The following is a 24,439-nucleotide window of genomic DNA, read 5'->3' as shown; positions in this document are numbered from 1 at the left end:
CTGGCTGCTTATTAGCAAAAGACCAGCAATTTCAAAGGGGATTTGATTGGAGAATTCGGGCCGCCGCCACTGCCCCTACCGCCGATACCCGCTCGCCCGCGAATAGCCCTGGCGATTCTGTTGCATCGGCCGGCTCGCCACGCTGATCCGCGCCTCGCTGGAGACGGTCGTTGCCAGCTTCAGCTCCTCCAGAAAGATCGGCCGCGAGAAGTAATAGCCCTGCGCGAAGCGGATGTTGGTCGCGGCCTGCAGATAAGCCAGCTCCTCGTAGGATTCGAGGCCTTCGGCGATCACCGTCATGCCGAGCGCTTCGCTCAAGGATTCGATCGCGCGCAGAATGCCCTGGCTGCGCGGGCGCTTATGGATGTCGGTGATGAAGGAGCGGTCGATCTTGATCTCGTCGGCCGTGATGTCGGCCAGCGCCGAAAGCGAGGAATAGCCGGTGCCGAAATCGTCGATGGAGATGCCGACACCGAGTTTGCGGAACATCGGCAGGATCTCGGCCTGAAAATGATTCTTGGCGACGAAGGCATTTTCCGTCACCTCGATCATGAAGCGATGGGGAAAGCCGGTGTCGTCCAGCGCCTGCGCAAAGCTGCGCATGAACTCGGGATTGCCGGCCTGCTCGGCGGCGACGTTGATGCTGATGGTCGCTTCCGCGCCGAACGTGTCGTTGATCAGGTCGATCGATTTGACGATCTCGGCGAGCACGAGATGGGTCAGCTCGTCGATGAGGCCGAGCTCGCCGGCGAGGCTGATGAACGAGCCCGGCGCCTGGATCACGCCTTCGTCGTCGCGCAGGCGTACCAGTGCCTCGATGCCCTTCACGGCCTGTGTGCGGATGTCGACCTTGGACTGGAAGGCGCAGCAGAAGCGCTTTTCCAGGATGGCGAGCCGCAGCGACTGCTCGACCTTCATCCGCGCCTGCGCCTCGCGTTCCATGCTGGCGTCGAAGAAGGCGGCCAGTCCCTTGCCGTTGTTCTTGATGCGGTACATCGCGATGTCGGCGTTCTGCCGCAGCGTCTCGAAGCTGCGTCCATGCTCGGGATAGAGGCTGATGCCGACCGAGGTCGAGGCGAAGACTTCCGAATGATCGATGAAGAACGGCGCGGTCAGCCGCTTCAGCGTCGATTGCATGAATTCGGCGACTTCCTCCTGGCTCTGGATCGGCGAGAGCAGCAGCAGGAATTCGTCGCCGGAGATGCGCGACAGCATGTCGGAATCGCGCAGGTCGCGCCCGAGCCGCTTCGACAGCTCGACCAGCAGCGCGTCGCCCACGGCGTGACCGTAATAGTCGTTGATGTGCTTGAAATTGTCGACGTCGAGAAAGGCCAGTGCAAAGCGCTCGTCGCCGCGATCGCGCGCGAGCAGGCTATTGGCGCGATGCTCGATCACGCGCCGCGAGGGCAGGCCGGTCAGCTCGTCGAAATAGGCGGAGCGGAACAGCTGGTCCTCGAAATTCTTCTGCTCGGTGATGTCGGAGGACGCCGAGATCAGGAGCTCGCGTCCGGCGAGCCGAACGGGACGATGGGTCGTGAGCAGCACCTGGCGCGCCGCGCCGCCGTGAAGCGCTTCCTCGGTGACGACCGGCTGGCCGGCGCTGAGCGCCTTGCGGCAGGCTTCGCGGCGCGGCGCCAGATCGGGTGAGGGACGGCTGCCGTCCATGCCGAGCTGGGCAGCAGCTGCGTCGTTGACCAGCAGAAGCTCGCCATGCGCGTCCTGCACGGTGAGGCCGGCCGGCAGCATTCTAACGATTTCCTTGAGAAAACCGAGCTCGGCTTCAGTCGCGCCGGAATATCTATTGTCGTTCATAGAAGTCATGAATCTTGTTGTTTCAGCGCGCCTTTGCAATGGCCGCGATCTTGCGCGGTTCCCTCTTAAGTTTGGTTAAGGGGTCGGGAGAAATACGGGGGTGTTTTGGAGAAAACTTGCGACGATGCGACGCGCGCCGACGATCGTCATTAACAGAGGGTCAACGACGCATGCGAAACCGCGCGCGCAGTGCGCGGGCTCGCTTTCGCTTTGGATGCGCGATCAGTCTTGTTTGAATCGATGCGCGCGCCGGAGGGTCACGTCTCCCCGCCGGCGAGAGGTGATCCGACCGAGTCTTGCTCTCCGCTAGCCGCTCTTGGGGATGCGGCATTGCATGATGCAATGCAGCCCCGACTTGAGATACGAGATCTCGGTCCTGCCATCGAAGGCCGACAGTGCCGATTTCAGCAGCTTGGTGCCGAAGCCGGGCTCGGACACCTTGTCCACGCTCGGCCCCTCGGTTTCGTCCCAGGTGATGGTGAGGCGGTCGTCGTTGATGGTCCAAGACACCTGCAGCAGACCGCGCGGTGCGGAGAATGCGCCGTACTTGCCTGCATTGGTCGCGAGCTCGTGAAACATCAATGACAGCGTGACCGCGAGCTTCGGCGGCAGGAACAGCCGCTCACCATTGAGAGTGAATCGGACATGGCCATAGGGCCCGAGCTCGGAGATCAGGAGGTCGCGGATATCGCAGCCCCCCTTGTCGATCCGCGAGATCAGATCGTCGGTCGCGGCCAGCGAGCGCAGCCGGGGATCAATCCGGGTCCACACCTGCGGCTGGTCGTGCAGCACCTGGTGCAGCACGGCATGCACTGTCGACAGCTTGTTCTTCAGCCGGTGCTGGAGCTCGTCGACCAGCAGCTTGCGATAATCTTCTTCCTCGATCAGGCGCTTGGAGATCCGGCGCTGGTCCGCCAGCATGATGCGATAGTGCTCGACACCCCAGATGGTGATCGCGCAGACGACCCAGTAAAGCGCGAGCAGCGCAAATCGCGCGCGATCGGCAATAGCGTCGCCGAAATTCAGGACGACGCCGAGCACGCCGCCGACCAACGCCGTCACGATGCCGATCCGAAATCCGCCCAGGGCAGCGGCAAAGAACACGGCGGGGAAGTACGGCGTGAAGTAGATGTCGGGGCGAATCTGAGCGAGACCCCAGCGGATGAGGGTCGCGCCCAGCAGGCAGATCACCGCAAACGAGATGCTCAGGCCGAGCGAGGGCGGCGCGGCGCCCTGCCAGGCCTTGCGGAACTCGTCGATCAGCTTCCTCATACGCAGCCCGGTTGTGATAGGCATTCGAAAAGCGAGCGGCCGGTGAGGATGTTACGCATGCCGCCCGCAGGAGCATAGCTTGCCTTGGCGGAAGCGGGCAGGGATAGTGGCCGCTGCGGTGAGGGCGGCGGCCGACATTCGCCATTTGGCATCAAATCGCTCGAAAAAAGGAACATTCCATGGGCAGGCTGGACGGCAAGGTTGCGGTGATTACGGGGGCGACGAGCGGGATCGGATTGCGCACTGCGGAAGTCTTCGTTGCCGAAGGTGCCAAAATTGTGATCGCGGGTCGGCGCGTACCGGAAGGCGAAGCGCTGGCGGGGCAGCTCGGGGCCAATTGCATCTTCCGCCAGACCGACGTCACGGTCGAAGCGCAGATGCAGGCGCTGATCGCGCTCGCGGTCGAGAAATTCGGCAGGATTGATTGCCTGTTCAACAATGCCGGCGGCCCGGCACAGACCGGCGGCATCGAGGGCCTTGAGGTCGAGCGGTTCGATGCGGCCATGGCGACCCTGGTCCGCAGCGTCATGCTCGGCATGAAGCACGCCGCTCCCTACATGAGGAAGCAGGGGGCAGGCAGCATCATCAACAATGGCAGCATCGCCGGCCGCCTCGCCGGCTTCTCGTCCTCGATGGTCTATAGTGCGGCCAAGGCGGCGGTGATCCATCTCACCAAATGCGTGGCGATGGAGCTCGGTGAATCGAATGTCCGCGTCAACTCGATCTCGCCCGGCGCGATCGCAACCGGCATCTTCGGCAAGGCGCTGGGGCTCTCGACCGACGCCGCGGAGAAGACGCCGGCAGTGATGCGCGAGGTCTACAAGACCGCGCAGCCGATCCCGCGCGCCGGCCTTCCCGATGACATCGCCCATGCCGCGGTGTTCCTGGCCAGCGACGAATCCAGTTTCGTCAACGGCCACGACCTCGTCGTCGACGGCGCCATGACCGGCGGCCGCAACTGGAGCCAGCAGCAGCAGGGCTATGTGGCGCTGCGCAAGGCGTTCGATCAGGAGGCGTAGGGGGCGCTCTCGTGCCCAGGACGCGGCGCAGCGCTGTCCTGGCGATGCGAAGCATCGTCCAGTTCAGCGATGCGCTGCAGAGCCGGGGGCCATCTCTCCAGGCCGAACGTGTCGCAAGATTCTGGGTCCCGGCTCGCGCTTTGCGCGTCCGGGACACGCAAGCTCACGCCGCCCTCACCGTCACCCGCAACCCATCCCGCGGCTTCGGGATCGGCCACATCTGCCAGTCCGGCTTGTAGCCGGGTGCGAGCGACACCTCGATATTCTCCAGGAAATGCCGTGCGATGCATTTCGCCTGCATAGAGGAGACTGCTGGAAGCGGTCGTCTCGATGGACGAGGCGCTCGCTCCGACGCCGCCAAGACGTTCTGTCGAACCGGCGGCCATGCTGCCTACCGCTTTGCCGCTTCCTTCTGCAGGTCCGGGGCGTTGACGGCGGGAATGGCGACGCGGCCGGGGCCGGTCACCTTCAGCGCCTCGGCGGCCTTCTCGTTCTCCAGGATCTTGGCCATCACCGCCTGACCCGCACGCTCGAAGATCGCGCGGTTCTCGATCACGAATTTCTGCGACTTGCGAAGACCGTCGATATAGCCGTTGATCTCTGGCACGACGTAGCGCGCCACCATGTCCCAGCTGCGGCGCGTGGCTTCCGGATTGGCCCAGTCGTGCACGAAGCCGATGATGGCGCCGACGCCGCCGGAGACCTGCATCACGTTCTTGATGGTTTTGACGAGATCGTCGGGCGTGCCGATCGTGGACGCGGCGCCCTCGACGAACGCGGTCTTGTCCACGGCTTCATCGGGCGACGAGAACGCGGTGAGCCCCGGCCGCTGCAGCGTGCCGACATTATATTCGTTGTGCCAGCGCATCAGGCCGGCGCCGGCCTCGCGGCGCGCCTGCTCGCGCGTTTCGGCGATATGCCAGGTCAGCAGCACGCGCCAGTCGGCGCGGTCGACCTTTGTGCCATGCTTCTTGGCGGCATCTTCGGCGAACTGCCACTGCTGCTGCAGCGACATCAGACCCTGCGTCGTCATCGAACCCAGCGAGATGATGCCGATGCCGTATTTGCCGGCCAGCGTCATGCCGGAGGGCGAGATCTGCGAGGCCACCACGAACGGCATCTCCTCCTGCAAGGGCAGGATCTGCAGCGCGGCATCGTTCATCGTGAACCAGTCGCTCTTGGCGGTGACGCGCTCGCCGTTGAAGAGGCGGCGGATGATGCCGATCGCCTCGTCCTGACGGTCGCGCTGGGTCATCGGATCGATGCCGAGCGTGTGCGCATCGGAGGCCAGCGCGCCCGGACCGGAGCCGAAGATGGCGCGGCCGCCGGTCATGTGGTCGAGCTGCACCATGCGCTGAGCGACGTTGAAGGGATGGTGATAGGGCAGCGACACCACGCCGGTGCCGAGCTTGATCCGCTTCGTGCGCTCGCCGGCGGCGGCCAGGAACATCTCGGGCGATGCGATCATCTCCCAGCCGGAGGAATGATGCTCGCCGCACCAGAACTCGTCATAGCCGAGCGCATCCAGCTGCTCGACCAGGTCGAGATCGCGCCGGAACTGCAGCATCGGATGCTCGCCGATCGGGTGATGCGGGGCAAGGAAGGCTCCGAATTTCAGGCGCGCCATGGCGTTCTCTCCGGCTGGATTTTCTGCTTGTTGAAGCGGCGAGGCTACGTGCTCGCGGAAGCGAACGCAATCGCACGATGTCCCGCATGACGGAATGCAGACATGCGTTGAATCTTCCTCCTGTCCCCGCTTGCGGGGAGAGGCGAAGAGAAACGCGCGAAGCCTACCTGTGAGGTAATCGCGGTGCCACTCGCGATCTGAAATCATCGGGGCAACCATAGTCCAAAGTCGTGCCCCAATGCATCAGATCGTCACAAAGCCGCTCGATTCGACCCGCCGCTGGTGGGTGCTGGCCATCGTCGTGGCCGCCCAGTTCATGTTCGGCGTCGACGCCTTCGTGGTCAATGTCGCGATTCCCACCATCGCCGTCGAGCTGAAAGCCTCGCCGGCCGAGATCGAATCCATCATCGCGATCTACCTCATCGCCTATGCCACGCTGGTCGTGACCGGCGGCCGGCTCGGCGACATCCACGGCACAAAGGATGTCTTCCTGGCCGGCGTGCTCGGCTTCACGGCGACCTCGCTGTGGTGCGGACTCGCACAATCCGGCGTCGAGCTGATCATCGCGCGGCTGGCGCAGGGCGCGACCGCGGCGTTGATGGTGCCGCAGGTGCTGGCGACGCTGCATCTTTTGTTCACCGACGACGAGCGCAACCGCGCCTTCGCCATTTACGGCATCGTGCTCGGGCTTGCGGGCGCCGCGGGCTTCCTGCTCGGCGGTTTTCTCGTCACAATCGATCTCGCGGGCACCGGTTGGCGCTCGGTGTTCTTCGTCAATGTGCCGTTTGGCCTTGTCATCGCGACTGCGGCCTGGCGCATCATGCCGTCGGTGCCGCGACGGGCGGGTACAAGGCTCGACATCAGGGGCAGCGTGGTGCTGTTCGCGGGGTTATTGTGCCTGATCGGCCCGCTGCTGTTCGGTCACGATCTCGGCTGGGCGCCGTGGCTGTGGGCGGTGATGGCAGTCGGCGGGGTGATCCTCACCGCGTTCCTGAAGCTGGAGCAAGCGGTCGCAGCCGCCGGCGGCATGCCGTTGGTCGATCTCACGCTGCTGGCGGACGCCGCCTTCCTGCGCGGCCTCGGCGCCGTCTTCTTTTTCTTCCTTGCCAATCTCTCGTTCTATCTGGTGATGACGCTGTTCATGCAGCGCGGCCTGAATATCCCACCGCTCGCGGCCGGCATGGCCTTCATTCCGCTGGCGCTCGCCTTCGTCGTGGCCTCGCGCCACAGCGGCGTGCGGGCACGGCATCGCGGCACCAAGGTGTTGACTGAAGGCTGCATGTTGCAGATCGCAGGTCTTGCGGCGCTTGCGCTTGTTGCGGGCCGTGTCGATGCTCCGTCGCCGCTCCAGCTCGCGCTGACCATGATCATCTTCGGCTACGGTCAGGGATTGGTGATGGCACCGCTCTCCGGCGCGGTGCTCTCGACGGTGAAGCCCGCCGCCGCAGGCTCCGCATCCGGCATATACGGTACGATGGCGCAGATCGGAAATGCGGCCGGAGTGGCCGCAATCGGCGCGGTGTTCTTCGCGATCGAATCATTGCAATCAGCGCGCGCAGGATTCCTCGTGTCGCTCGTGCTGTTTGTGACATTCATCATGATCTGTGCCGCATTTCTGGCGCGGATGCGCCGTGTATAGGCACGAAGTTGAGGCGCGACGGTTAATGCATGCGGATTCCAGCGGATTTCCCGCGATTTTCGCTGGGATTGACAGCGCACGGTCTTTTTATTTTGCAACGCAGCAACTATCTGGTTGGGCTGGACGTTGGAATGTCGCCCACCAGGAAGCTGCCGTGTCGTTAGCGCGAAATGTCGATCTGTTGAGACGTCTGCCCAAGCTGGACGGTCTGCGCTTTGCCGAGCTCGGCCGCAGCGCGGATTCATCCAGCCCGCTGCGAGAGGTCACGGGCTTCGGTGACAATCCGGGGGCCTTGCGCATGTTCGCCTTCGTGCCGGCGCAGCTGCAGAAGCCGCGCGCGCTCGTCGTCGTGCTGCATGGCTGCGGCCAGACCGCGGCCGCTTACGATCTCGGCGCGGGATGGTCGACGCTGGCGCAGCATTACGGCTTCGCGCTGTTGATGCCCGAGCAGCAGCGCATCAACAATGCCAACACCTGCTTCAACTGGTTCAATCCGGAGGACACGATGCGCGGCAGCGGCGAAGCGCATTCGATCCGCGAGATGATCGCACATATGGCGGACGCGCACCGCATTGATTCCAGGCGCATCTTCATCACCGGCCTTTCCGCCGGCGGCGGCATGACGTCGGTGATGCTCGCGACCTATCCGGAGGTCTTCGCGGCCGGCGCTGTTATCGCCGGATTGCCCTATGGCATCGCCTCGAATCTGCGCGAGGCGCTGGACGGCATGTTTCATTCCCCGGCGCGTCCTGCGCGCGAGCTCGGCGATCTCGTACGCAGCGCCTCTGATCATCGCGGGCCCTGGCCGAAGATCTCGGTGTGGCATGGCAGTGCCGACCGCACTGTCAATCCCGGCAATGCCAACGAGATCGTCAAGCAGTGGCTCGACTTGCACGAACTGCCCGAAGTGCCGATGGCGGAGACCAATGTCGACGGCTATCCGCGTCAGACCTGGTGGAATAACGACGGCGAGACGCTGGTCGAGTCCTACGCCATCACCGACATGGCGCATGGCACGCCGCTTGGGCTAGCCGACAACGACCAGCGCTACGGCATGGAAGGCGCGTTCCTGATCGAGGCCGGCATCTCCTCGTCCTATCACATCGCAAAGTTCTTCGGCCTGACCGGCTGGATCGCGGAGGCGAAGAAGAAGGTGGAGGCAAAGCCGGCTCTGACGCCCGCACCACATCTCGCCCGCTCGATCCGCTCTGCGGTCGCAGAGCCGACCGAGCCGAAGCGAGAAAAGTCTCACGGCTTCGATCTCGGCCAGATCATCACGCGCGCGCTGACCGCCGCGGGGCTAATGAAATAGCTCGCCGCCGTCGTCTCGGACAAGCGCGCCCCAAGCGCGTGCCGATCCGGTACCCATAACCACACGCGGATGTGGTTGCGGGGACCCGGAGTTATCAGGCCGCGCCAAACTTCTCCCTGTGGTTATGGTCCCGCTGGTCCGGGACGACGGCGGAGCTCGTGGCGGCGCCGTCGACTCAGCCCGCCGAAGCTATCGTCTGATCGATCACCTCGATCGGCGTCACCGTCACCTCGCCGCCCGCAATCTTCCGCGTCATCTCCTGATAAGCCCTGAAGAAGTCGCGCGATTGCAGAGCTTTTTGCGCGCCCTCATCGCTGGCGCTGGCGAGGTGGAAATAGCTGCCCTCGTCGCGCGCCTTCAGGACGCGATAGAAGATCCGTCCTTTCAGCTCCGGATCGCCGTCGATCGCCTTGATGAAGCGGGCGATCTCCCGGTGCCATTCTTCCGTCGTGCCGTTCTTGAACTGGTATCTGATCATGAAGTGCTTCATGTGACGCTCCTTGGTTCGTCTTGTGCGTCATCATCTGCGCCTTGCGCGCGGTCCTGCAAGTATGGACAAAATTGATAGTATGGACTTTTTCGCCGCTGCTCCTATTCTTGCCGCGTGGCGTTTTCGAGCGAAGTGGATGCCGGTTCGCGTAAGAAAACTGGCTGCGCATGGAGGAGACGACATGGCGAAGGCAAGAGCGATCCCGCTGCGCGCCTGTCCGGTTGCGGCGTTTCAGAAGATGATCAGCGGCAAGTACAAGCTGCGCATCGTCTGGGATCTCAAGGATGGCCCGCGCCGCTATGGCGAGATCAGAAGCGGTCTGCTGCGCGGCACCGAGGGCAGCGCCGCGATCACGCCGCGCGTACTCAGCCGCGAATTGAAGGCGCTGACCGAGAGCGGCCTGATCGACCGCAAGGATTTCGGCGAGGTGCCGCCGAAGGTGGAATATCGCCTCACGCGCAAGGGCAAGAGTTTCGTGCCCCTCGTCGCCGCCATTCGCGAATGGGGCGAGCGCCATCTCGGCGAGCCCGTGCTCGCCGAGGCGGCGGAGTAGTCCTACATCTCGCCGGTGATGAACGGATTGGTCATCCGCTCCTGGCCGATGCTCGAGCCGGCGCCATGGCCGCAGATGAAGCCGACATCGTCGCCGAGCGGCAGCAACTTCGTCTTGATTGAATTGATCAGCGTGGCGTGACTGCCGCCGGGCAGGTCGGTGCGCCCGACCGAGCCCGCGAACAAGACGTCGCCGACATGGGCGAAACGCAAGTCTTTGTTGAAGAACACCACGCTGCCGGGAGAATGGCCGGGGCAGTGCAGGATGTCGAATTGCAGGCTTCCAATCGACACGCTGTCGCCTTCGTCGAGCCAGCGGTCAGGCGTGAAGTCGCGACCTCCGGTCATGCCGAAGCGCGCGCCGCTTGCGACGACATTGTCGAGCAGGAACTTGTCCGCGACATGCGGACCCTCGATCGGCACCCTCAGTGCATCGCGCAGCTCGGCCGCGCCGCCGACATGATCGATATGGCCATGGGTCAGCCAGATTTTCTCCACGGTGACGCCCGTCTGCTTGATCGCATCCAGGATCTTCGGCACGTCGCCGCCGGGATCGATCACCACGGCCTTCTTGGAAGGCTCATCCCAGATGATGGTGCAGTTCTGCTCGAACAGCGTCACGGGAACGATGATCGCGCCCGCCTTGGCTTTGGTGTCGTTTTGCTCGGTCATGACCTCACAATGCCGATTTTTGCCGAGCCGCCAAGCAAAAGATTCGGGCCGCCTCCCGGGAACACCCGTCACACGGCCGTTCCAATTGGCCTGCCAATTTGAACCGGGGCGTTGCTGTCGCGTTCTCCCGCGCAAGGCGTAGATTCGGGTGGTCTTCCGGCATGGCTCACGGCAACGAGAATTGGTGGCGCGACGGCATCTTCTATCAGATCTATCCGCGCTCGTTTCAGGACTCCAACGGTGACGGTGTCGGCGATCTCGCCGGCATCCTGCGGCGGCTGCCTTACGTCAAATCGCTCGGTGTCGACGCGATCTGGCTGTCGCCGATCTTTCCCTCGCCGATGGCCGATTTCGGCTACGACATCTCCGATTATGTCGGCATCGAGCCGCTGTTCGGCACGATGGCGGATTTCGATGCGCTGCTCGCGGCCGCCCACGACAATGGCCTCAAGCTGATCCTCGACCTCGTGCCGAACCACACCTCCGACCAGCATCCCTGGTTCATCGAGAGCCGCGCCTCGCGCGACAATCCCAAGCGCGACTGGTACATCTGGCGCGATCCGGCACCCGGCGGCGGCGTGCCGAACAACTGGCTGTCCGAGTTCGGCGGCAGCGCGTGGCAATTCGACGAGACGACGGGCCAATATTACTATCACGCCTTCCTCGCCCAGCAGCCGGATCTCAACTGGCGCAATCCGGAGGTTCGCACCGCGATCTATGACGTGATGCGATTCTGGCTGGACAGGTGCGTCGATGGTTTTCGCGTCGACGTGATCTGGCACCTGATCAAGGACGCCGAATTCCGCGACAACCCGCCGAACCCGCATTATGTCGAGGGTCGGCCGCCGAACGAAAGAATCCTGACGCAATACTCGACCGACCAGCCGGAAGTGCATGACGTCATCGCCGAGATGCGGCGTGTCACCGATTCCTATGGCGCGCGCGTCCTGATCGGCGAGATCTATCTGCCGCTGCACCGCCTGATGGCCTATTACGGCAACGATCTGACCGGCGCGCAGATGCCGTTCAATTTCGCGCTGCTCTCGACCTTCTGGAGCGCGCGCTCGATCGAGAAGATCATAGAGGATTACGAGAGGTCGCTGCCGCGCGGCGCCTGGCCGAACTGGGTGCTCGGCAATCATGATCGCCCGCGCGTGGCGAGCCGGGTCGGGCCGGAGCAGGCCCGCGTCGCGGCCATGCTGCTGCTGACGCTGCGCGGCACGCCGACGCTTTACTACGGCGACGAGATCGGCATGCACCAGCTCGCGATCGCGCCGGAGGATGTGCGCGATCCCTTCGAGAAGAACGTGCCCGGCATCGGTGTCGGCCGCGACGGCTGCCGCACGCCGATGCAATGGGATTCGTCGAACTTCGCCGGCTTTTCGGAGGTGAGGCCGTGGCTGCCGCTGCCGGAGGACCATATCCACGAGAATGTCGCCAATCTCGAAGCCGATTCGCGCTCGATCCTCAATCTCTACAAGCGCCTGATCGCCGTGCGGAGGGGCTGTCCCCCGTTGGTCGTAGGCGATTATCATCCGGTCGCGGCGCAAGGCGATCTCCTGATGTACCGCCGCGAGGCCGGCGGCAGGACGGTGATTGTGGCACTCAATCTCGGTCCCGATCCGATCGCGGTGACCACCAGCGCGATCGGTTTCGACAGCAGGATATTGCTCTCGACGTTTCTGGATCGCGAAGGTGATGGGATCGAAGGCGTGCTGGATTTGCGCGGCAACGAGGGGGTCATCGTCGCTCCACCCTAGCTGTCGTCCCGGATGGGCGCAGCTCTTGGCAACGCCAAGCGTTGTGGAGGGCGGAGCGACGATCACCATAGCCACAGGGAGCTGTTTTGCGACGATTCGGAGTTGCCGGGTCGCTCCACTCTTCATTTTGCGGTTATGGGTCCGCATCTATGCGCGCTCGAGGCGCGCTTGTCCGGGACGACAGCTGTGAGCGTGGGGACAGCAAAACGACCACATCACCCCCGATGCTTCTTATCCCGCACCGTAGCTTCGTCGATGTCGCTCCGCTTCAACAGATAATCCAGCCCGCCGACGCGGTACCAGCGGTAGCCGTATGGCTCCAGCACGACGCGGTGCTGGCCGCGCTTGTCGGCGTGGCTGTGGTCCTCCGCAAGCAGGTTGATCAGGTGCGCGCCAGTCTCGCCGGGCAATCCGGCCGAGAACGCGATCTCGCGCGGTTTCTCATCGAGATTGTGCACGAACAGCACCGAATTGTTGCGCCAATCATAGCGCATGATGAACACGGCGGGATCGCGCACGGGAATGACCGCAAAATCGCCCCAGCCGACTTCCGGCACCTCCTTGCGCATGCGGACGATGCGCTCGGTCCAGTTCAGCATGGAGTTGGGATCGCGCCGCTGTTTTGCGACGTTGACGTGCGGAAAGCCATAAGGCCCCTTGTCGATGACGGGGCAGGCCGGCTTGTCGCTCTTGGTGAAGCCGCCATGCGGCTCGGTCGACCATTGCATCGGCGTGCGCGAGCAATTGCGTTCGGGCAATGAGAGATCGTCGCCCATCGCGATCTCGTCGCCATAGCGGATCACCGGCGTCCCCGGCAGCGTGCACATCAGGCTGTAGGCGAGCTCGAGCCGCCGGCGGTCGCCGCCCAGCATCGGCGCGAGGCGGCGGCGGATGCCGCGGTCGTACAGCTGCATGTCCTTGTCGGGGCCGAAGCATTTGAACACGACCTCGCGCTGCGCCTTGGTAAGTCGTCCGAGATCGAGCTCGTCGTGATTGCGCAGGAACAGGCCCCATTGCGCCGTCGCCGGCCGCGGCTTGGTCGCCTTCAGCGCCTTGGCCAGAGGGCGCGAGTCGGCTGAGGCCAGCGCGTAGAACAGATGCTGGTTGACATGGAAGTTGAACATCATGTGCATGCGGTCGGCATCGCGGCCGAAATATTCGATGTCGGTCTTCGGCAGCACATTGGCTTCGGCGAGGATGATGGCGTCGCCCTGGCGCCATTGCAGGAATTCGCGGAACGCGCGCAGCATGTCATACTGCTCGACCGGCTTCTTCACCTTCGCACCCTTGGTCGCGATCACGAAGGGCACGGCGTCCATGCGGAAGCCGGAGACGCCGAGCTGGATCCAGAAGCCCATGATCTTGAGGATCTCAGCCTGCACGTGCGGATTCGAGGTGTTGAGATCGGGCTGGAAATTGTAGAAGCGGTGGAAGTACCAGGCGCCAGCCTCCTTGTCGTGCGTCCAGGTTGATTTCTGCACACCGGGAAACACCATGCCCTCGTTGGCATTGCCGGGCTTCTTGTCGGACCACACGTACCAGTCACGATAGGGCGAGCTCTTGTCGCGCCGCGCCTCCTTGAACCAGTGGTGCTGGTCCGAGGTGTGATTGACGACGAGGTCGATGATGACGCGGATGCCGCGCTGCTTGCAGCCATGGGCGAACTCGACGAAGTCGCCCAGCGTGCCGTAACGGGCGTCGACGCTGTAATAATCGGCGATGTCGTAGCCGTCGTCGCGGCCGGGCGAGGTCTGGAACGGCATCAGCCAGATCGCGGTGATGCCGAGCCCGTGCAGATAATCGAGCCGGCGGAGCAGGCCCTTGAAGTCGCCGGCACCGTCGCCATTGGCGTCCATATAGGAGCCGACGGAGAGGCAATAGATCACGCCATTCTTGTACCAGAGATCGTCGATCATGCGCGCAGCCTGGGTGGTTCCGCCCGGGTGCGGCGGCTGCGTAATAAGTGTTAAGGGCGAGTGCGGTTCCGCACTCGCCGTCGGGGCGCGCGCAGCGCGAGCCCGGGACCCATAACCACAGGCAGCAGTTTTGCGAAGAGTCGGAGTTACCTGCTTTGCCCGACACGTCTCCCTGTGGTTATGGATTCCGGGCTCGCGCTGTGCGCGCCCCGGAATGACGGGTGGGGGGAGACAGTGTCCGCGCTTCATGGAATCGGCTATCTTGCCCCCATGGACAACACCGCCCGCATCGCCCTCGTGCCGCCGCCCGATCGCCGCCAGTCGGAGACGGCGCTCGCCATCGCGCGCGGCACGGCGCGGCTTTTGCGCTCGCTCGGCTTCTCCTGCATCAGCGAATTGCCGCTGCCGTCGGGCCGGCGCGCCGATCTCGTGGCGCTGAACGAGCGCGGCGAGATCTGGATCGTCGAGATCAAGTCGTCGGTGGAGGATCTGCGCGCCGACCAGAAATGGCACGAATACCGCGCCCATTGCGACCGGCTGTTCTTCGCCTTCACGCAGGATCTGCCCTGCGAGATCTTTCCTGAAGACACCGGCCTGATCATCGCCGACGCCTATGGCGCGCACCTGCATTGCGAGGCGCCCGAGCACAAGCTGGCTGCCGCCACGCGCAAGCAGATGACGGTGCGATTTGGAATGGCAGCAGCGCTTCGGATCAACCGCCTGGTCGATCCTCAGGGTCACGTCGACTTTTGGGAGTAGGATGGTTCCGGTGCATTGCTGCGCAGAGCCGGCACCCAGCAGACAGTGGTTCAAGCCGAGGCATGGGCCCCGGCTCAGCAGCGCATCACTTCGCGCTGCGCTGCGTCCCGGGCACGAGTACGGCTGAAACTCACCGCGGCGCGCGCTTCGCCAGAATCCGCTGCAACGTGCGCCGGTGCATGTTCAGCCGGCGCGCCGTTTCCGAGACGTTGCGGTTGCACATCTCGTAAATGCGCTGAATGTGCTCCCAGCGGACGCGGTCGGCCGACATCGGATTCGTCGGCAGCTCGGACTTTTTCGCATTGGTCGAGAGCAGTGCGGCGACGACGTCGTCGGCATCCGCGGGCTTGGAGAGATAATCGATCGCGCCCATCTTCACCGCGGTGACGGCGGTGGCGATGTTGCCATAACCGGTCAGCACGATCGCGCGTGCGTCCGGGCGCTTCTTCTTCAACGCCGAGACCACGTCGAGGCCATTGCCGTCACCGAGCCGCAAATCCACCACCGCGAAGGCCGGGGCCGACTTGCCGATCTGCGCAAGTCCGTCGGAGACAGTGTCGCATGATGTCACGGCAAAGCCCCGTGTCTCCATGGCGCGCGACAGCCGCTCCAGGAACGGTTTGTCGTCCTCAACGATGAGCAGCGAGCGGTCGGTCTGTTCGTTCAGTTCGGCGATGGCGTTCAAGGTTGTGTCCTCTCTCCAGCGCATTGACATATGGCGTCGCAATCGCGCGGTGCCAAGGCGGCAAATCGTCGATCCGCCCCGTTGTGCGACGCAAGGTCGCGGCTATCCTATTGTTTGTTCGAGCGTCTCGATAGCCTCAAAACGCTGTCTCGGCCATGTGATCTGAACCACGGCGCCGTGTTCCGGAAAGATCCGGTTGGTAAACGAGACCTTGGCTCCGGTGCGTTCGAGCAGGGTTCGCGCGATGAACACGCCGAGGCCGAGGCCACGCCGTTCGCCGCCGCCGTCATCCTGGGTGCGCCGCCGCGACAGATAGGGCTCGCCGATCCGATTGAGGATATCGGGCGGAATGCCGGGGCCATCGTCGGAGATCACGAGCTCGATATTGTCCTTGTTCCACCAGGCGTTCACCTCGACGGTGGTGCGAGCGAAATCGACTGCGTTCTCGACGATGTTGCCGATACCGTAGAGGATTGCCGGATTGCGCGAGCCGACCGGCTCGGACGCCGCCGCCACCGCGATCCGAACCTTGATCTCGACGCCGAAATCGCGGTGTGGCGCCACCACCTCCTCGATCAGCTCCGACAGTTTCATGCGGTCGAACGGTGCTCCGGTGGAGGAGAGCTGGGTGATCTTGCTCAAGATGTCGCGGCAGCGCTGGGTCTGCTCGCGCAAGGTCTTCAGGTCGGCGGCGATGCTCGCGTCCTTCACCGTCTTCTCCAATTCGCGCGAGATCAGGAAGATGGTTGCGAGCGGCGTGCCGAGCTCGTGCGCGGCCGCGGCAGCAAGGCCATCGAGCTGGGTCAGATGCTGCTCGCGCGTCAGCACCAGCTCGGTCGCGGCCAACGCGTCGGCAAGCTTGCGCGCTTCCTCGGTCACCTGGAAGGAGTAGAGGCTGGTCACGCCGATCGCGAGCGCGATCGAGAGCCAGACGCCGACGAGATAGATCGGCGGCAGCACCAACGGATCTTCGGAATCCCACGGCAGTGGAAAATGGAAGAAGAACAGCGCCGACGCGCAGGCAACCGCGAGCAGGCCGAGGCCGAAGGTGAAGCGGGCCGGCAGCGCGGTAGCCGAGATCAGCACGGGCGCGAGGAACAGGAACGAGAACGGGTTCTGCAGTCCGCCGGTGAAGAACAGCAGACCTGCCAGCTCCACGATGTTCAGCGCGAGGAGGCCAGCCGCCTGCATCGGCTCCAGCCGCCGCATCGGATTGGCCGCGGTCTGGAGCGCCAGATTGAGCGTCGCCGACAGCGCAATGATGCTGACACAGGGGACGATCTCGACGTTGAACTCGAGCCCCTGGGCCACGATGAAGATCGCGGCGAGCTGGCCCAGCACCGCCAGCCAACGCAGCCGCAGGATGGTGTCGAGGCGGATATGCCGCTGCGCGTGGCGGAAGTCGGAATCGGCAATTTCGGTCATATCGGCCAATGTGGCGGTGCCTTCCAAGTCACAAACGCGCGGCTCACGGAACCTGCCAGGAATTACAAGCCTTGCGCTCTTCGCTGCAATAGCAGAAGAACGGCCAGCATGACCGAGAATGACAAGGCTTCAAGTCGGCCGACTGTCGCGGATCGCATTTCGCCCGCGGCAATCGCGGTCGATCACCTCGTCAAGGTCTACAAGCAGACCCGCGCCGTCGACGACATCTCCTTTTCGCTTGCGCGCGGCAGCATTACCGGGCTCCTCGGCGGCAACGGCGCCGGCAAGACCACGACCATCGCGATGATCATGGGTCTGGTACTGCCGACCTCCGGCCGCGTCCAGGTGCTCGGTCACAGGATGCCCGAGGACAGCGCAGCCGTGCTGGGGCGGATGAATTTCGAGAGCCCTTACGTCGACATGCCGATGCGGCTCACGGTGCGGCAGAATCTCACCGTGTTCGGCAAGCTCTATGCAGTGAAGAATCTCGCCGACCGCATCGCTGAGCTCGCCGAGGATCTCGACCTCGGCGATTTCATTGACCGCGCCAACGGCAAGCTCTCCGCCGGGCAGAAGACCCGCGTTGCGCTGGCGAAAGCGCTGATCAACCAGCCCGAGCTGCTGCTCCTGGACGAGCCGACCGCCTCGCTCGATCCTGATACCGCCGACTGGGTGCGCGCGCATCTGGAGCGGTACCGCCGGAACAAAAACGCCACCATCCTGCTGGCCTCGCACAACATGCTCGAGGTCGAGCGGCTCTGCGACCGCGTCATCATCATGAAACGCGGTCGGATCGAGGACGACGACGCACCGGAGGCGATCATGGCCCGCTACAACCGCACCACGCTGGAGGAGGTGTTTCTGGACGTCGCGCGCGGCCGGGTGAACGGCGCAAAGGAGGCGGCGAGGTGAGCTGCAATCGTAGATGGGGTAACGGGTCTCATCCGAGCTGCGCGGTGCACCCATGACCGAACTCTCCCTCCACCGCGGCATATCCGTCCATCGCATCGGCGCGATGATCCTGCGCTATTGGTACCTCCTCATGTCGTCCTGGCCGCGGCTGCTCGAGCTGTTGTACTGGCCGGCACTGCAGGTCATCACCTGGGGCTTCCTCCAGCTCTACATCGCCGAGAACGCCAATTTCTTCGCGCGCGCCGGCGGCACGCTGATCGGCGCCGTCATCCTCTGGGACATCCTGTTCCGCGGCCAGCTCGGCTTCTCCATCTCGTTCCTGGAGGAGATGTGGGCGCGCAACATCGGCAACCTCATGATGAGTCCGCTGAAGCCGATCGAGTTTCTGCTGTCGCTGATGGTCATGAGCCTGATCCGGCTCGCGATCGGGATCATCCCCATGACCCTGCTCGCGCTGGTCCTGTTTCACTTCAACGTCTATGCCCTCGGCCTGCCGCTGATCGCGTTCTTCTGCAATCTGATCTTCACGAGCTGGTCGGTCGGCATCTTCGTCTCGGGCCTGGTGCTGCGCAACGGCCTCGGCGCCGAGAGCATCGTCTGGACCCTGATGTTCGCCATCCTGCCGCCGGCCTGCGTCTATTATCCCGTCAGCGTGCTCCCTGCCTGGCTGCAATACGTCGCCTGGGCGTTGCCGCCGACCTACGCCTTCGAGGGAATGCGCGCGCTGCTGATCGAGCACGCCTTTAGGACCGATCTGATGCTGGAGGCGTTGGCCATCAACGCGGTGCTGCTGGTTGCTTCTTTTGGGGCATTCCTTGCCCTATTGCGCAGCGCCAGAAGGCACGGCTCGCTGCTCTCGAGCGGCGAATAACGTCACTTTCCCGTGGATTCAGGCTGATTTACTCGTTTCGGCTACGTAGATGTACGGAACCACGCATTGACGCAATATTGCGCATCCGGCAGTATGTTGCGATGCGAAGAGGAATATAACGATGCCCATTGGTGAGTTCGGCGGCGCGCCGCCCCTGGCTGCAGAAGGCAGTCCGGTCCTGACGACGCCGATGTACTGGATGTACGAGATGGCTCAAGCCTCTCTCAATCCGGCACGAGCGGTCACCGACGCAACCAAGTTGCTGTTTCAGAATCCCCTCAATCCCTGGGCTCGCACCGAGGTCGGCAAGTCGGTCGCCGCGGCCTGCGAATTGTTCGAGCGCACCACGCGCCGCTATGGCAAGCCGGAATGGGGTATCGACGACACCGAGGTCAACGGCATCCGCGTCCCCGTCGAAATCCGCTCGGTCTGGGAAAAGCCGTTCTGCAAGCTGCTCTACTTCGACCGCAAGTTCGCCCGCCCGCTGCGCAGCCCTCAGCCGCGCGTACTGATCGTGGCCCCGATGTCCGGCCATTATGCGACGCTTCTGCGCGGCACGGTCGAGGCCTTCCTGCCGGCGCATGAGGTCTACATCACCGACTGGGCCGATGCCCGCATGGTGCCGCTGAGCGAAGGCCGCTTCGATCTCGACGACTACATCGACTATGTCATCGAGATGCTGCACATTCTCGGCGGCAACACCCATGTGATGGCGGTGTGCCAGCCCTCCGTGCCGGTCGTCGCGGCCGTCTCGATCATGGAAGCACGGCGCGATCCGTTCGTGCCGACCTCGATGACGCTGATGGGCGGACCCATCGACACCCGCCGCAATCCGACCGCGGTGAACAACCTCGCCCAGGAGCGCGGTATCGACTGGTTCCGCAACCACGTCATCACCAAGGTGCCGTTCCCGCATCCGGGCATGATGCGCGACGTCTATCCGGGATTCCTGCAGCTCAACGGCTTCATCAGCATGAATCTCGACCGGCACATGGATGCCCACAAGCAGCTGTTCGCCAATCTGGTGAAGGGCGATGGCGACCTCGTCGACAAGCATCGCGACTTCTATGACGAATATCTCGCGGTGATGGATCTCTCGGCCGAGTATTACCTGCAGACGGTCGACACCGTCTTCGTGAAGCACTCGCTGCCGAAGGGCGAGATGACCCATCGCGGAACCCGCGTCGATCCTTCCAAGATCAAGCGCGTCGCGTTGATGACGGTCGAAGGCGAGAACGACGACATCTCCGGTCTCGGTCAGACCGAAGCTACGCACACATTGTGTAGCGCGATTCCCGATCATCGCCGCGTTCATTACGTCCAGAAGGGCGTCGGACATTACGGCGTGTTCAACGGATCGCGTTTCAAGTCGGAGATCGTGCCGCGGATTCACGATTTCATGGTTTCGGCTTCGAATCCGAGCTCGTTGCAGGCTCTTGCGGCCGAATAACCTCCAGATTTCGGCTTTCCCGTCGAAATCTCAGCCCCTGGCGGAGCTTCCAGCGGGGGCAAGTTCCCTCCAGATTCGCGGTATTTAGGTAGCCTCGTAGGAGTGAGTCTCTATTCACCCCTTGGGGGTGTCGCATGCATCCAGCGGGGGCGAAAATTGATGGTTCCAACCCCAGTCTGTAGGGCCTCCCGGACGCCTGACCGCTGTATATTGGGCAAATGATTTGTTTTTGCGCCGAGCGCTTTCCCTGGCGGCGGTTATGGCAGAATCCGGGCGCTCTCCTGCCCCCCGGACTGTCAGACATGGCCACTCGCGCACTCCTCTATCGTCGGCCCCACGAACCGAAGACCCTCGTCATCACCCACGGATCGCAATTTTTTGCCATCCGATTGCGCCGGCACCGCCGCGCGCGCCGCTACACGCTCAGAATTCATCCGAGCGATCGCGAAGCCATCCTCACCATGCCGCCGCGCGGCACGCTCGCCGAAGCCAAGGATTTCGCGCAGCGTCACGGCGCGTGGATCGCCGCGCGCCTTGGCCGCTTGCCGAAGGCCGCACCCTTCCAGCCAGGCACGGTGATACCGCTGCGCGGCACGCCCCATCGCATCGTTCATCGCGCCGGCCAGCGCGGCACGGTGTGGACCGAGATGCGCGACAGCGGTGAGCGCATTCTCTGCGTCGCCGGCGGCCTTGAACACGTCGACCGCCGCGTCAGCGACTTCCTCAAGCGCGAGGCGCGCCGCGACTTGCAGCGCTCGGCGGAAGCCTACGCCGCCGAGCTCGGTGTCAGGGTCAAGCGGCTCTCGATCCGCGACCAGTCCAGCCGCTGGGGTTCCTGCACCTCTGCCGGCTCTCTGTCGTTCTCCTGGCGCCTGATCCTCGCGCCACCCTTCGTGCTCGACTATCTCGCCGCCCATGAGGTCGCACATCTCGTCGAGATGAACCACTCGGCGCGGTTCTGGCGCGTATGCGGCAAGGTCTGCCCGTCGATGGAGCGCGCCAAGAAGTGGCTCGACACGTACGGCAACGATCTGCACCGGTATGGGATCGAGGACTAAAGCATGATCCGGAAAAGTGCGAAGCGGTTTTCCGGAAAGATCATGCTGTTGGCATCTTGGGAGGTGTCATCGCCCGCGCAGGCGGGCGATCCAGTATCCCAGAGGCCGCAGTGATTCAAATCGAGAGGCCGCGGCGTACTGGATTCCCCGCCTTCGCGGGGAATGACAGCGGAGGGTGAGGCAACATCCAGGTCGTCTTGCTCGATTCTCGCCACACTTTGCGGCGATTGCGCCGCGGTCCAATTAACCCCGTCGCGTCAAACGCTTCGCACGATCCACCCGGCGTCACGCCTGATGCCGCGTTCTACTGTGCATGGGGTTGTTTTCGCAGTTTTTGTTCTGAGCTCGCCGGGACCTCAGGCAAAACCTATCGATTGCCGCCGAACAGCCGGTCCATCAGCCAGCCGTCGAGCCCGGCCGCAGCTTCCGGCCGCACATTGGCGCGCGTGGGAGGCGGCGGGCGATAGCCGCCAGCGTTCGCGAGTGGCGGTCCCGCCGGCGTGGGCGGCGACACCTGCGAGGCCGCCTGCGCGAGATTCGACAGGCCCCAGCCGCCGGGTGAGCTCGGCAAGCTCGCGACCGGCACGCCTTCGTGCGCCGCCTTCATGAAACGCGTCCAGACTTCGACCGGCAGGCCGCCGCCCGTCGCCTTCTTGGTCGGCGAGTTGTCGTCATTGCCGAGCCAGACGCCGGTGACGAGGCTCGCGGTGTAGCCGATGAACCAGGCGTCGCGGTAATCCTGGCTGGTGCCGGTCTTGCCGGCCGCCGGCCAACCCGGGATCTCCGCCTTCTTGGCGGTGCCCGATATCAGCGTCTCCCGCATCATCGTGTTCATCATGCCGACATAGCGGGGGTCGATGACCTGGTTGCGCTCGTCCGCCTGGCGCATGTAGAGCAGCCTGCCGCTGAGCGTCCTGATCCTCGTGACGACGTGCGGCGTCACCGCGAGGCCGCCATTGGCGAACGGCGCGTAGGCGCCGACCAGCTCGACCACCGAGACCTCGGAGGTGCCGAGCGCGATCGACGCATTGGGCTCGAGCTTGGAGGAGATGCCGAGCCGGTGCGCGGTGCGCACCACGTTCTTTGGCCCGACCTCGAGGCCGAGACGGATGGCGACCGTGTTGAGCGACATCGCCAGCGCCTGCGTCAGCGTCACCGCGCCGAAATATTCGTGAGTGTAGTTCTCGGGTTTCCAGCCCTTGACCTCGATCGGAGCGTCCTGGCGCACGGTATCAGGCGTCAGCCCCTGTTCGAGTGCGGTGAGATACACGAACGGCTTGAACGAGGAGCCCGGCTGGCGTTTGGCGGTCACCGCGCGGTTGTACTGGCTCTCGGAATAGTTCCGCCCGCCGACCATGGCGCGGACGGCGCCGTCGGGCGTCATCGCCACCAGCGCGCCCTGGCTGACATTGAACTTCACGCTCTTGGCGGCGAGCTCGTCGATGATGGCGGCTTCCGCCACGCTCTGCAGCTTCGGATCGATCGTGGTCTCGACCTTGATGCTCTCGTCGATCTGGCCGACCAGATCGTCCAGCACTTCGCCGATCCAGTCGGCGACGTAGTTGATCGTGCCGGCGCCGACCGGCTTCACATTGTAGGAGGGATGGCCGATCGAGGCCTGCGCCTGCGCCTCGGTGATGAACTTCGCATCCGCCATCGCCGTGAGCACGACTTGCGCGCGCGCTTCGGCGCCTTCGGGGTTGCGGTTCGGCGCAAGGCGCGAGGGCGATTTGACGAGGCCGGCGAGCATCGCGGCCTCGGCGATGGTGACGCTCCTCGCCGACTTGCCGAAATATTTCTGCGCGGCAGCTTCGACGCCGTAGGCGCCGGAGCCGAAATAGACGCGGTTGAGATAGAGCTCCAGGATCTCGTCCTTGGAGTGCTTGCGCTCCAGCCAGATCGCGAGCTCGGCCTCCTGCAGCTTGCGCTGCATGGTGCGCTCCTGGGTCAGGAACAGGTTTTTGGCGAGCTGCTGCGTCAGCGTCGAACCACCCTGCGAGACGCCGCGATGGAGCACGTTGGTCACGAGGGCACGCATGATGCCGACGGGGTCGATGCCGAAATGCGAATAGAAGCGGCGGTCCTCGATGGCGATGAACGCCTTGGGCAAATACGGCGGCAAGTCCTTCAGTGCGACATTGGCGCCGGCCATCTCGCCACGCTGCGCCAGCATGCTGCCGTCGATCCCGACGATCTGGATCGTCGGCGGGCGCTTGGGAATTTCCAGCGACTGGATCGGCGGCAGATGAGCGCCGACATAGATCACGACGCCGATTATGGCGATGACGGCCCATAGGCTCAGCACTGCGCCCCAATAGACCAGGCGGCCGAGGCTGAAGCCGCCGCGTGACCTTGGGCGCCGCTTGGCGCCGCTGCGGCTGGCTGGCGGCTTGCGCTCGCGCGGCGGCTCGTCGCCGGCATCCTCGCTCTTGCGGTTGGCGGATGATTTTGCGGATTTCTTCGGCTTGTCGTCCCCGCCGGGAATGCGGTCCGCCGGGGTGAGGCGCAGATCGGCGAGCGCCGCGGGCAAGCCGAACAGCGGCTCCTTCCGCGCACCCTTCTTCTTTCCCCACGCCATACGCAATACGCCCGGTCAGCCCGCCCCGCCGAGACGCTAGCGGCCGCTGTTTAAGGCCGGGTTACCCCGGCGTTAACGCGCAATTAGGAGATGCGGCATTCGCCCACCGCAGTTCCGGTTCCGGGGCCGCAGGGCTAGGATCGCACGCGTCAACAAAGAGGGAAACTCGCATGGCCACATCGATCCAACCAAGGAGATCTTCGCGCAATTCCGGGAGAACGACCGCCCCGGCCCGATCCACATGCTCAATTTGGTGCGCTTGCGGAAGGAGGCGGCCTATACTGACGGCCGCAAGGCCAGCGGCGCGGAAGCCTACGCGGCCTATGGCCGCGAGAGCGGCCCGGTGTTCGAACGTCTCGGCGGCCGCATCGTCTGGCAGGGCAAGTTCGAGCTGATGCTGATCGGCCCGCAGGAGGAACGCTGGGATCATTGCTTCATCGCCGAATATCCCAGCGTCGCCGCCTTTGTCGAGATGATCCGCGATCCCGTCTATCGCGAGGCGGTCAAGCACCGCCAGGCCGCGGTGGAGGATTCACGGCTGATCCGGCACGCGGTGCTGCCCGTGGGGAAGAATTTTGGGGAGATACCGACGTAGACGTCAGCAAGCCGCATCTCACCCCGTCATCCCGA

At 64.0% G+C, this 24,439-nt stretch carries 20 protein-coding genes and 1 pseudogene; 11 read left to right on the top strand and 10 right to left on the bottom strand.

What is annotated here, in order from left to right:
• Positions 1–75: 75 nt before the first annotated feature.
• Positions 76–1,812, bottom strand: coding sequence for a putative bifunctional diguanylate cyclase/phosphodiesterase (locus tag P6U27_RS36975; protein ID WP_407193528.1), 1,737 nt, complete (start codon positions 1,810–1,812; stop codon positions 76–78).
• 306 nt (positions 1,813–2,118) lie between these two features.
• Complete coding sequence (locus tag P6U27_RS36970; RefSeq protein ID WP_122406258.1) at positions 2,119–3,084, bottom strand: sensor histidine kinase; 966 nt, start codon at positions 3,082–3,084, stop codon at positions 2,119–2,121.
• Between the two features lie 179 nt (positions 3,085–3,263).
• Between P6U27_RS36970 and P6U27_RS36965 the strand changes: the two genes are divergently transcribed.
• Entirely contained in the window at positions 3,264–4,103 is an 840-nt protein-coding gene (locus P6U27_RS36965) for an SDR family NAD(P)-dependent oxidoreductase (protein WP_122406257.1), read from the top strand.
• A 163-nt stretch (positions 4,104–4,266) separates the two neighbouring features.
• Here P6U27_RS36965 and P6U27_RS36960 read toward each other — a convergent pair.
• Positions 4,267–4,404, bottom strand: a pseudogene (locus P6U27_RS36960) (hypothetical protein); the annotation flags it as partial.
• 90 nt (positions 4,405–4,494) lie between these two features.
• Positions 4,495–5,730: an LLM class flavin-dependent oxidoreductase gene (locus P6U27_RS36955; RefSeq protein ID WP_122406255.1), complete on the bottom strand. Its 1,236-nt coding sequence runs from the start codon at positions 5,728–5,730 to the stop codon at positions 4,495–4,497.
• 238 nt (positions 5,731–5,968) lie between these two features.
• Between P6U27_RS36955 and P6U27_RS36950 the strand changes: the two genes are divergently transcribed.
• Entirely contained in the window at positions 5,969–7,369 is a 1,401-nt protein-coding gene (locus P6U27_RS36950; protein ID WP_407120528.1) for an MFS transporter, read from the top strand.
• A gap of 154 nt (positions 7,370–7,523) precedes the next feature.
• Positions 7,524–8,681 carry a PHB depolymerase family esterase gene (locus P6U27_RS36945; RefSeq protein WP_407120529.1) on the top strand — a complete coding sequence of 386 codons (1,158 nt, stop codon included), beginning with the start codon at positions 7,524–7,526 and terminating at the stop codon, positions 8,679–8,681.
• Positions 8,682–8,856: 175 nt separating this feature from the next.
• On the opposite strand, the gene P6U27_RS36940 is transcribed toward P6U27_RS36945, so the two are convergent.
• Complete coding sequence (locus P6U27_RS36940; protein ID WP_122406252.1) at positions 8,857–9,171, bottom strand: hypothetical protein; 315 nt, start codon at positions 9,169–9,171, stop codon at positions 8,857–8,859.
• Positions 9,172–9,352: 181 nt separating this feature from the next.
• On the opposite strand from P6U27_RS36940, the gene P6U27_RS36935 reads away from it, so the two are divergent.
• The gene (locus P6U27_RS36935; RefSeq protein WP_407193527.1) at positions 9,353–9,724 is read left to right on the top strand and encodes a winged helix-turn-helix transcriptional regulator; all 372 of its coding nucleotides are present in this window, start codon (positions 9,353–9,355) and stop codon (positions 9,722–9,724) included.
• 2 nt (positions 9,725–9,726) lie between these two features.
• Here P6U27_RS36935 and P6U27_RS36930 read toward each other — a convergent pair whose 3' ends face one another.
• Complete coding sequence (locus P6U27_RS36930; protein ID WP_407120530.1) at positions 9,727–10,395, bottom strand: MBL fold metallo-hydrolase; 669 nt, start codon at positions 10,393–10,395, stop codon at positions 9,727–9,729.
• Between the two features lie 161 nt (positions 10,396–10,556).
• On the opposite strand from P6U27_RS36930, the gene P6U27_RS36925 reads away from it, so the two are divergent.
• On the top strand, positions 10,557–12,155 hold the full coding sequence (locus P6U27_RS36925; protein WP_122406249.1) for an alpha-amylase family glycosyl hydrolase: 1,599 nt from the start codon (positions 10,557–10,559) through the stop codon (positions 12,153–12,155).
• 215 nt (positions 12,156–12,370) lie between these two features.
• On the opposite strand, the gene P6U27_RS36920 is transcribed toward P6U27_RS36925, so the two are convergent.
• The gene (locus P6U27_RS36920; RefSeq protein ID WP_407193526.1) at positions 12,371–14,071 is read right to left on the bottom strand and encodes an alpha-amylase family protein; all 1,701 of its coding nucleotides are present in this window, start codon (positions 14,069–14,071) and stop codon (positions 12,371–12,373) included.
• Between the two features lie 270 nt (positions 14,072–14,341).
• On the opposite strand from P6U27_RS36920, the gene P6U27_RS36915 reads away from it, so the two are divergent.
• A complete protein-coding gene (locus tag P6U27_RS36915; protein WP_122406247.1) occupies positions 14,342–14,830 on the top strand; it encodes an MmcB family DNA repair protein in 489 nt (162 codons plus the stop codon).
• Positions 14,831–14,960: 130 nt separating this feature from the next.
• On the opposite strand, the gene P6U27_RS36910 is transcribed toward P6U27_RS36915, so the two are convergent.
• On the bottom strand, positions 14,961–15,515 hold the full coding sequence (locus tag P6U27_RS36910) for an ActR/PrrA/RegA family redox response regulator transcription factor (RefSeq protein ID WP_407193525.1): 555 nt from the start codon (positions 15,513–15,515) through the stop codon (positions 14,961–14,963).
• 102 nt (positions 15,516–15,617) lie between these two features.
• Entirely contained in the window at positions 15,618–16,940 is a 1,323-nt protein-coding gene (locus P6U27_RS36905) for an ActS/PrrB/RegB family redox-sensitive histidine kinase (RefSeq protein ID WP_122406999.1), read from the bottom strand.
• A 108-nt stretch (positions 16,941–17,048) separates the two neighbouring features.
• Here P6U27_RS36905 and P6U27_RS36900 point away from each other — a divergent pair, with 108 nt between their 5' ends.
• From P6U27_RS36900 to P6U27_RS36885, 4 genes are all read left to right on the top strand, one after another.
• Positions 17,049–17,852, top strand: coding sequence for an ABC transporter ATP-binding protein (locus P6U27_RS36900; RefSeq protein WP_129142305.1), 804 nt, complete (start codon positions 17,049–17,051; stop codon positions 17,850–17,852).
• Positions 17,853–17,904: 52 nt separating this feature from the next.
• Positions 17,905–18,723, top strand: coding sequence for an ABC transporter permease (locus P6U27_RS36895; RefSeq protein WP_407193524.1), 819 nt, complete (start codon positions 17,905–17,907; stop codon positions 18,721–18,723).
• Positions 18,724–18,844: 121 nt separating this feature from the next.
• The gene (locus tag P6U27_RS36890) at positions 18,845–20,173 is read left to right on the top strand and encodes a polyhydroxyalkanoate depolymerase (RefSeq protein WP_122406243.1); all 1,329 of its coding nucleotides are present in this window, start codon (positions 18,845–18,847) and stop codon (positions 20,171–20,173) included.
• A gap of 218 nt (positions 20,174–20,391) precedes the next feature.
• Positions 20,392–21,231 carry a M48 family metallopeptidase gene (locus tag P6U27_RS36885; RefSeq protein WP_129142303.1) on the top strand — a complete coding sequence of 280 codons (840 nt, stop codon included), beginning with the start codon at positions 20,392–20,394 and terminating at the stop codon, positions 21,229–21,231.
• Between the two features lie 367 nt (positions 21,232–21,598).
• On the opposite strand, the gene P6U27_RS36880 is transcribed toward P6U27_RS36885, so the two are convergent.
• Entirely contained in the window at positions 21,599–23,809 is a 2,211-nt protein-coding gene (locus tag P6U27_RS36880) for a transglycosylase domain-containing protein (RefSeq protein ID WP_129142302.1), read from the bottom strand.
• Between the two features lie 139 nt (positions 23,810–23,948).
• Here P6U27_RS36880 and P6U27_RS36875 point away from each other — a divergent pair, with 139 nt between their 5' ends.
• Positions 23,949–24,404, top strand: a complete 456-nt coding sequence (locus P6U27_RS36875; RefSeq protein WP_407194535.1) for a DUF1330 domain-containing protein — start codon at positions 23,949–23,951, stop codon at positions 24,402–24,404.
• The last annotated feature ends 35 nt before the right edge of the window (positions 24,405–24,439 follow it).

This window comes from Bradyrhizobium sp. STM 3566 (genome assembly GCF_045571445.1).
Lineage (GTDB): Bacteria > Pseudomonadota > Alphaproteobacteria > Rhizobiales > Xanthobacteraceae > Bradyrhizobium > Bradyrhizobium vignae.
This window is presented reverse-complemented; position numbering and strand designations above follow the sequence as displayed.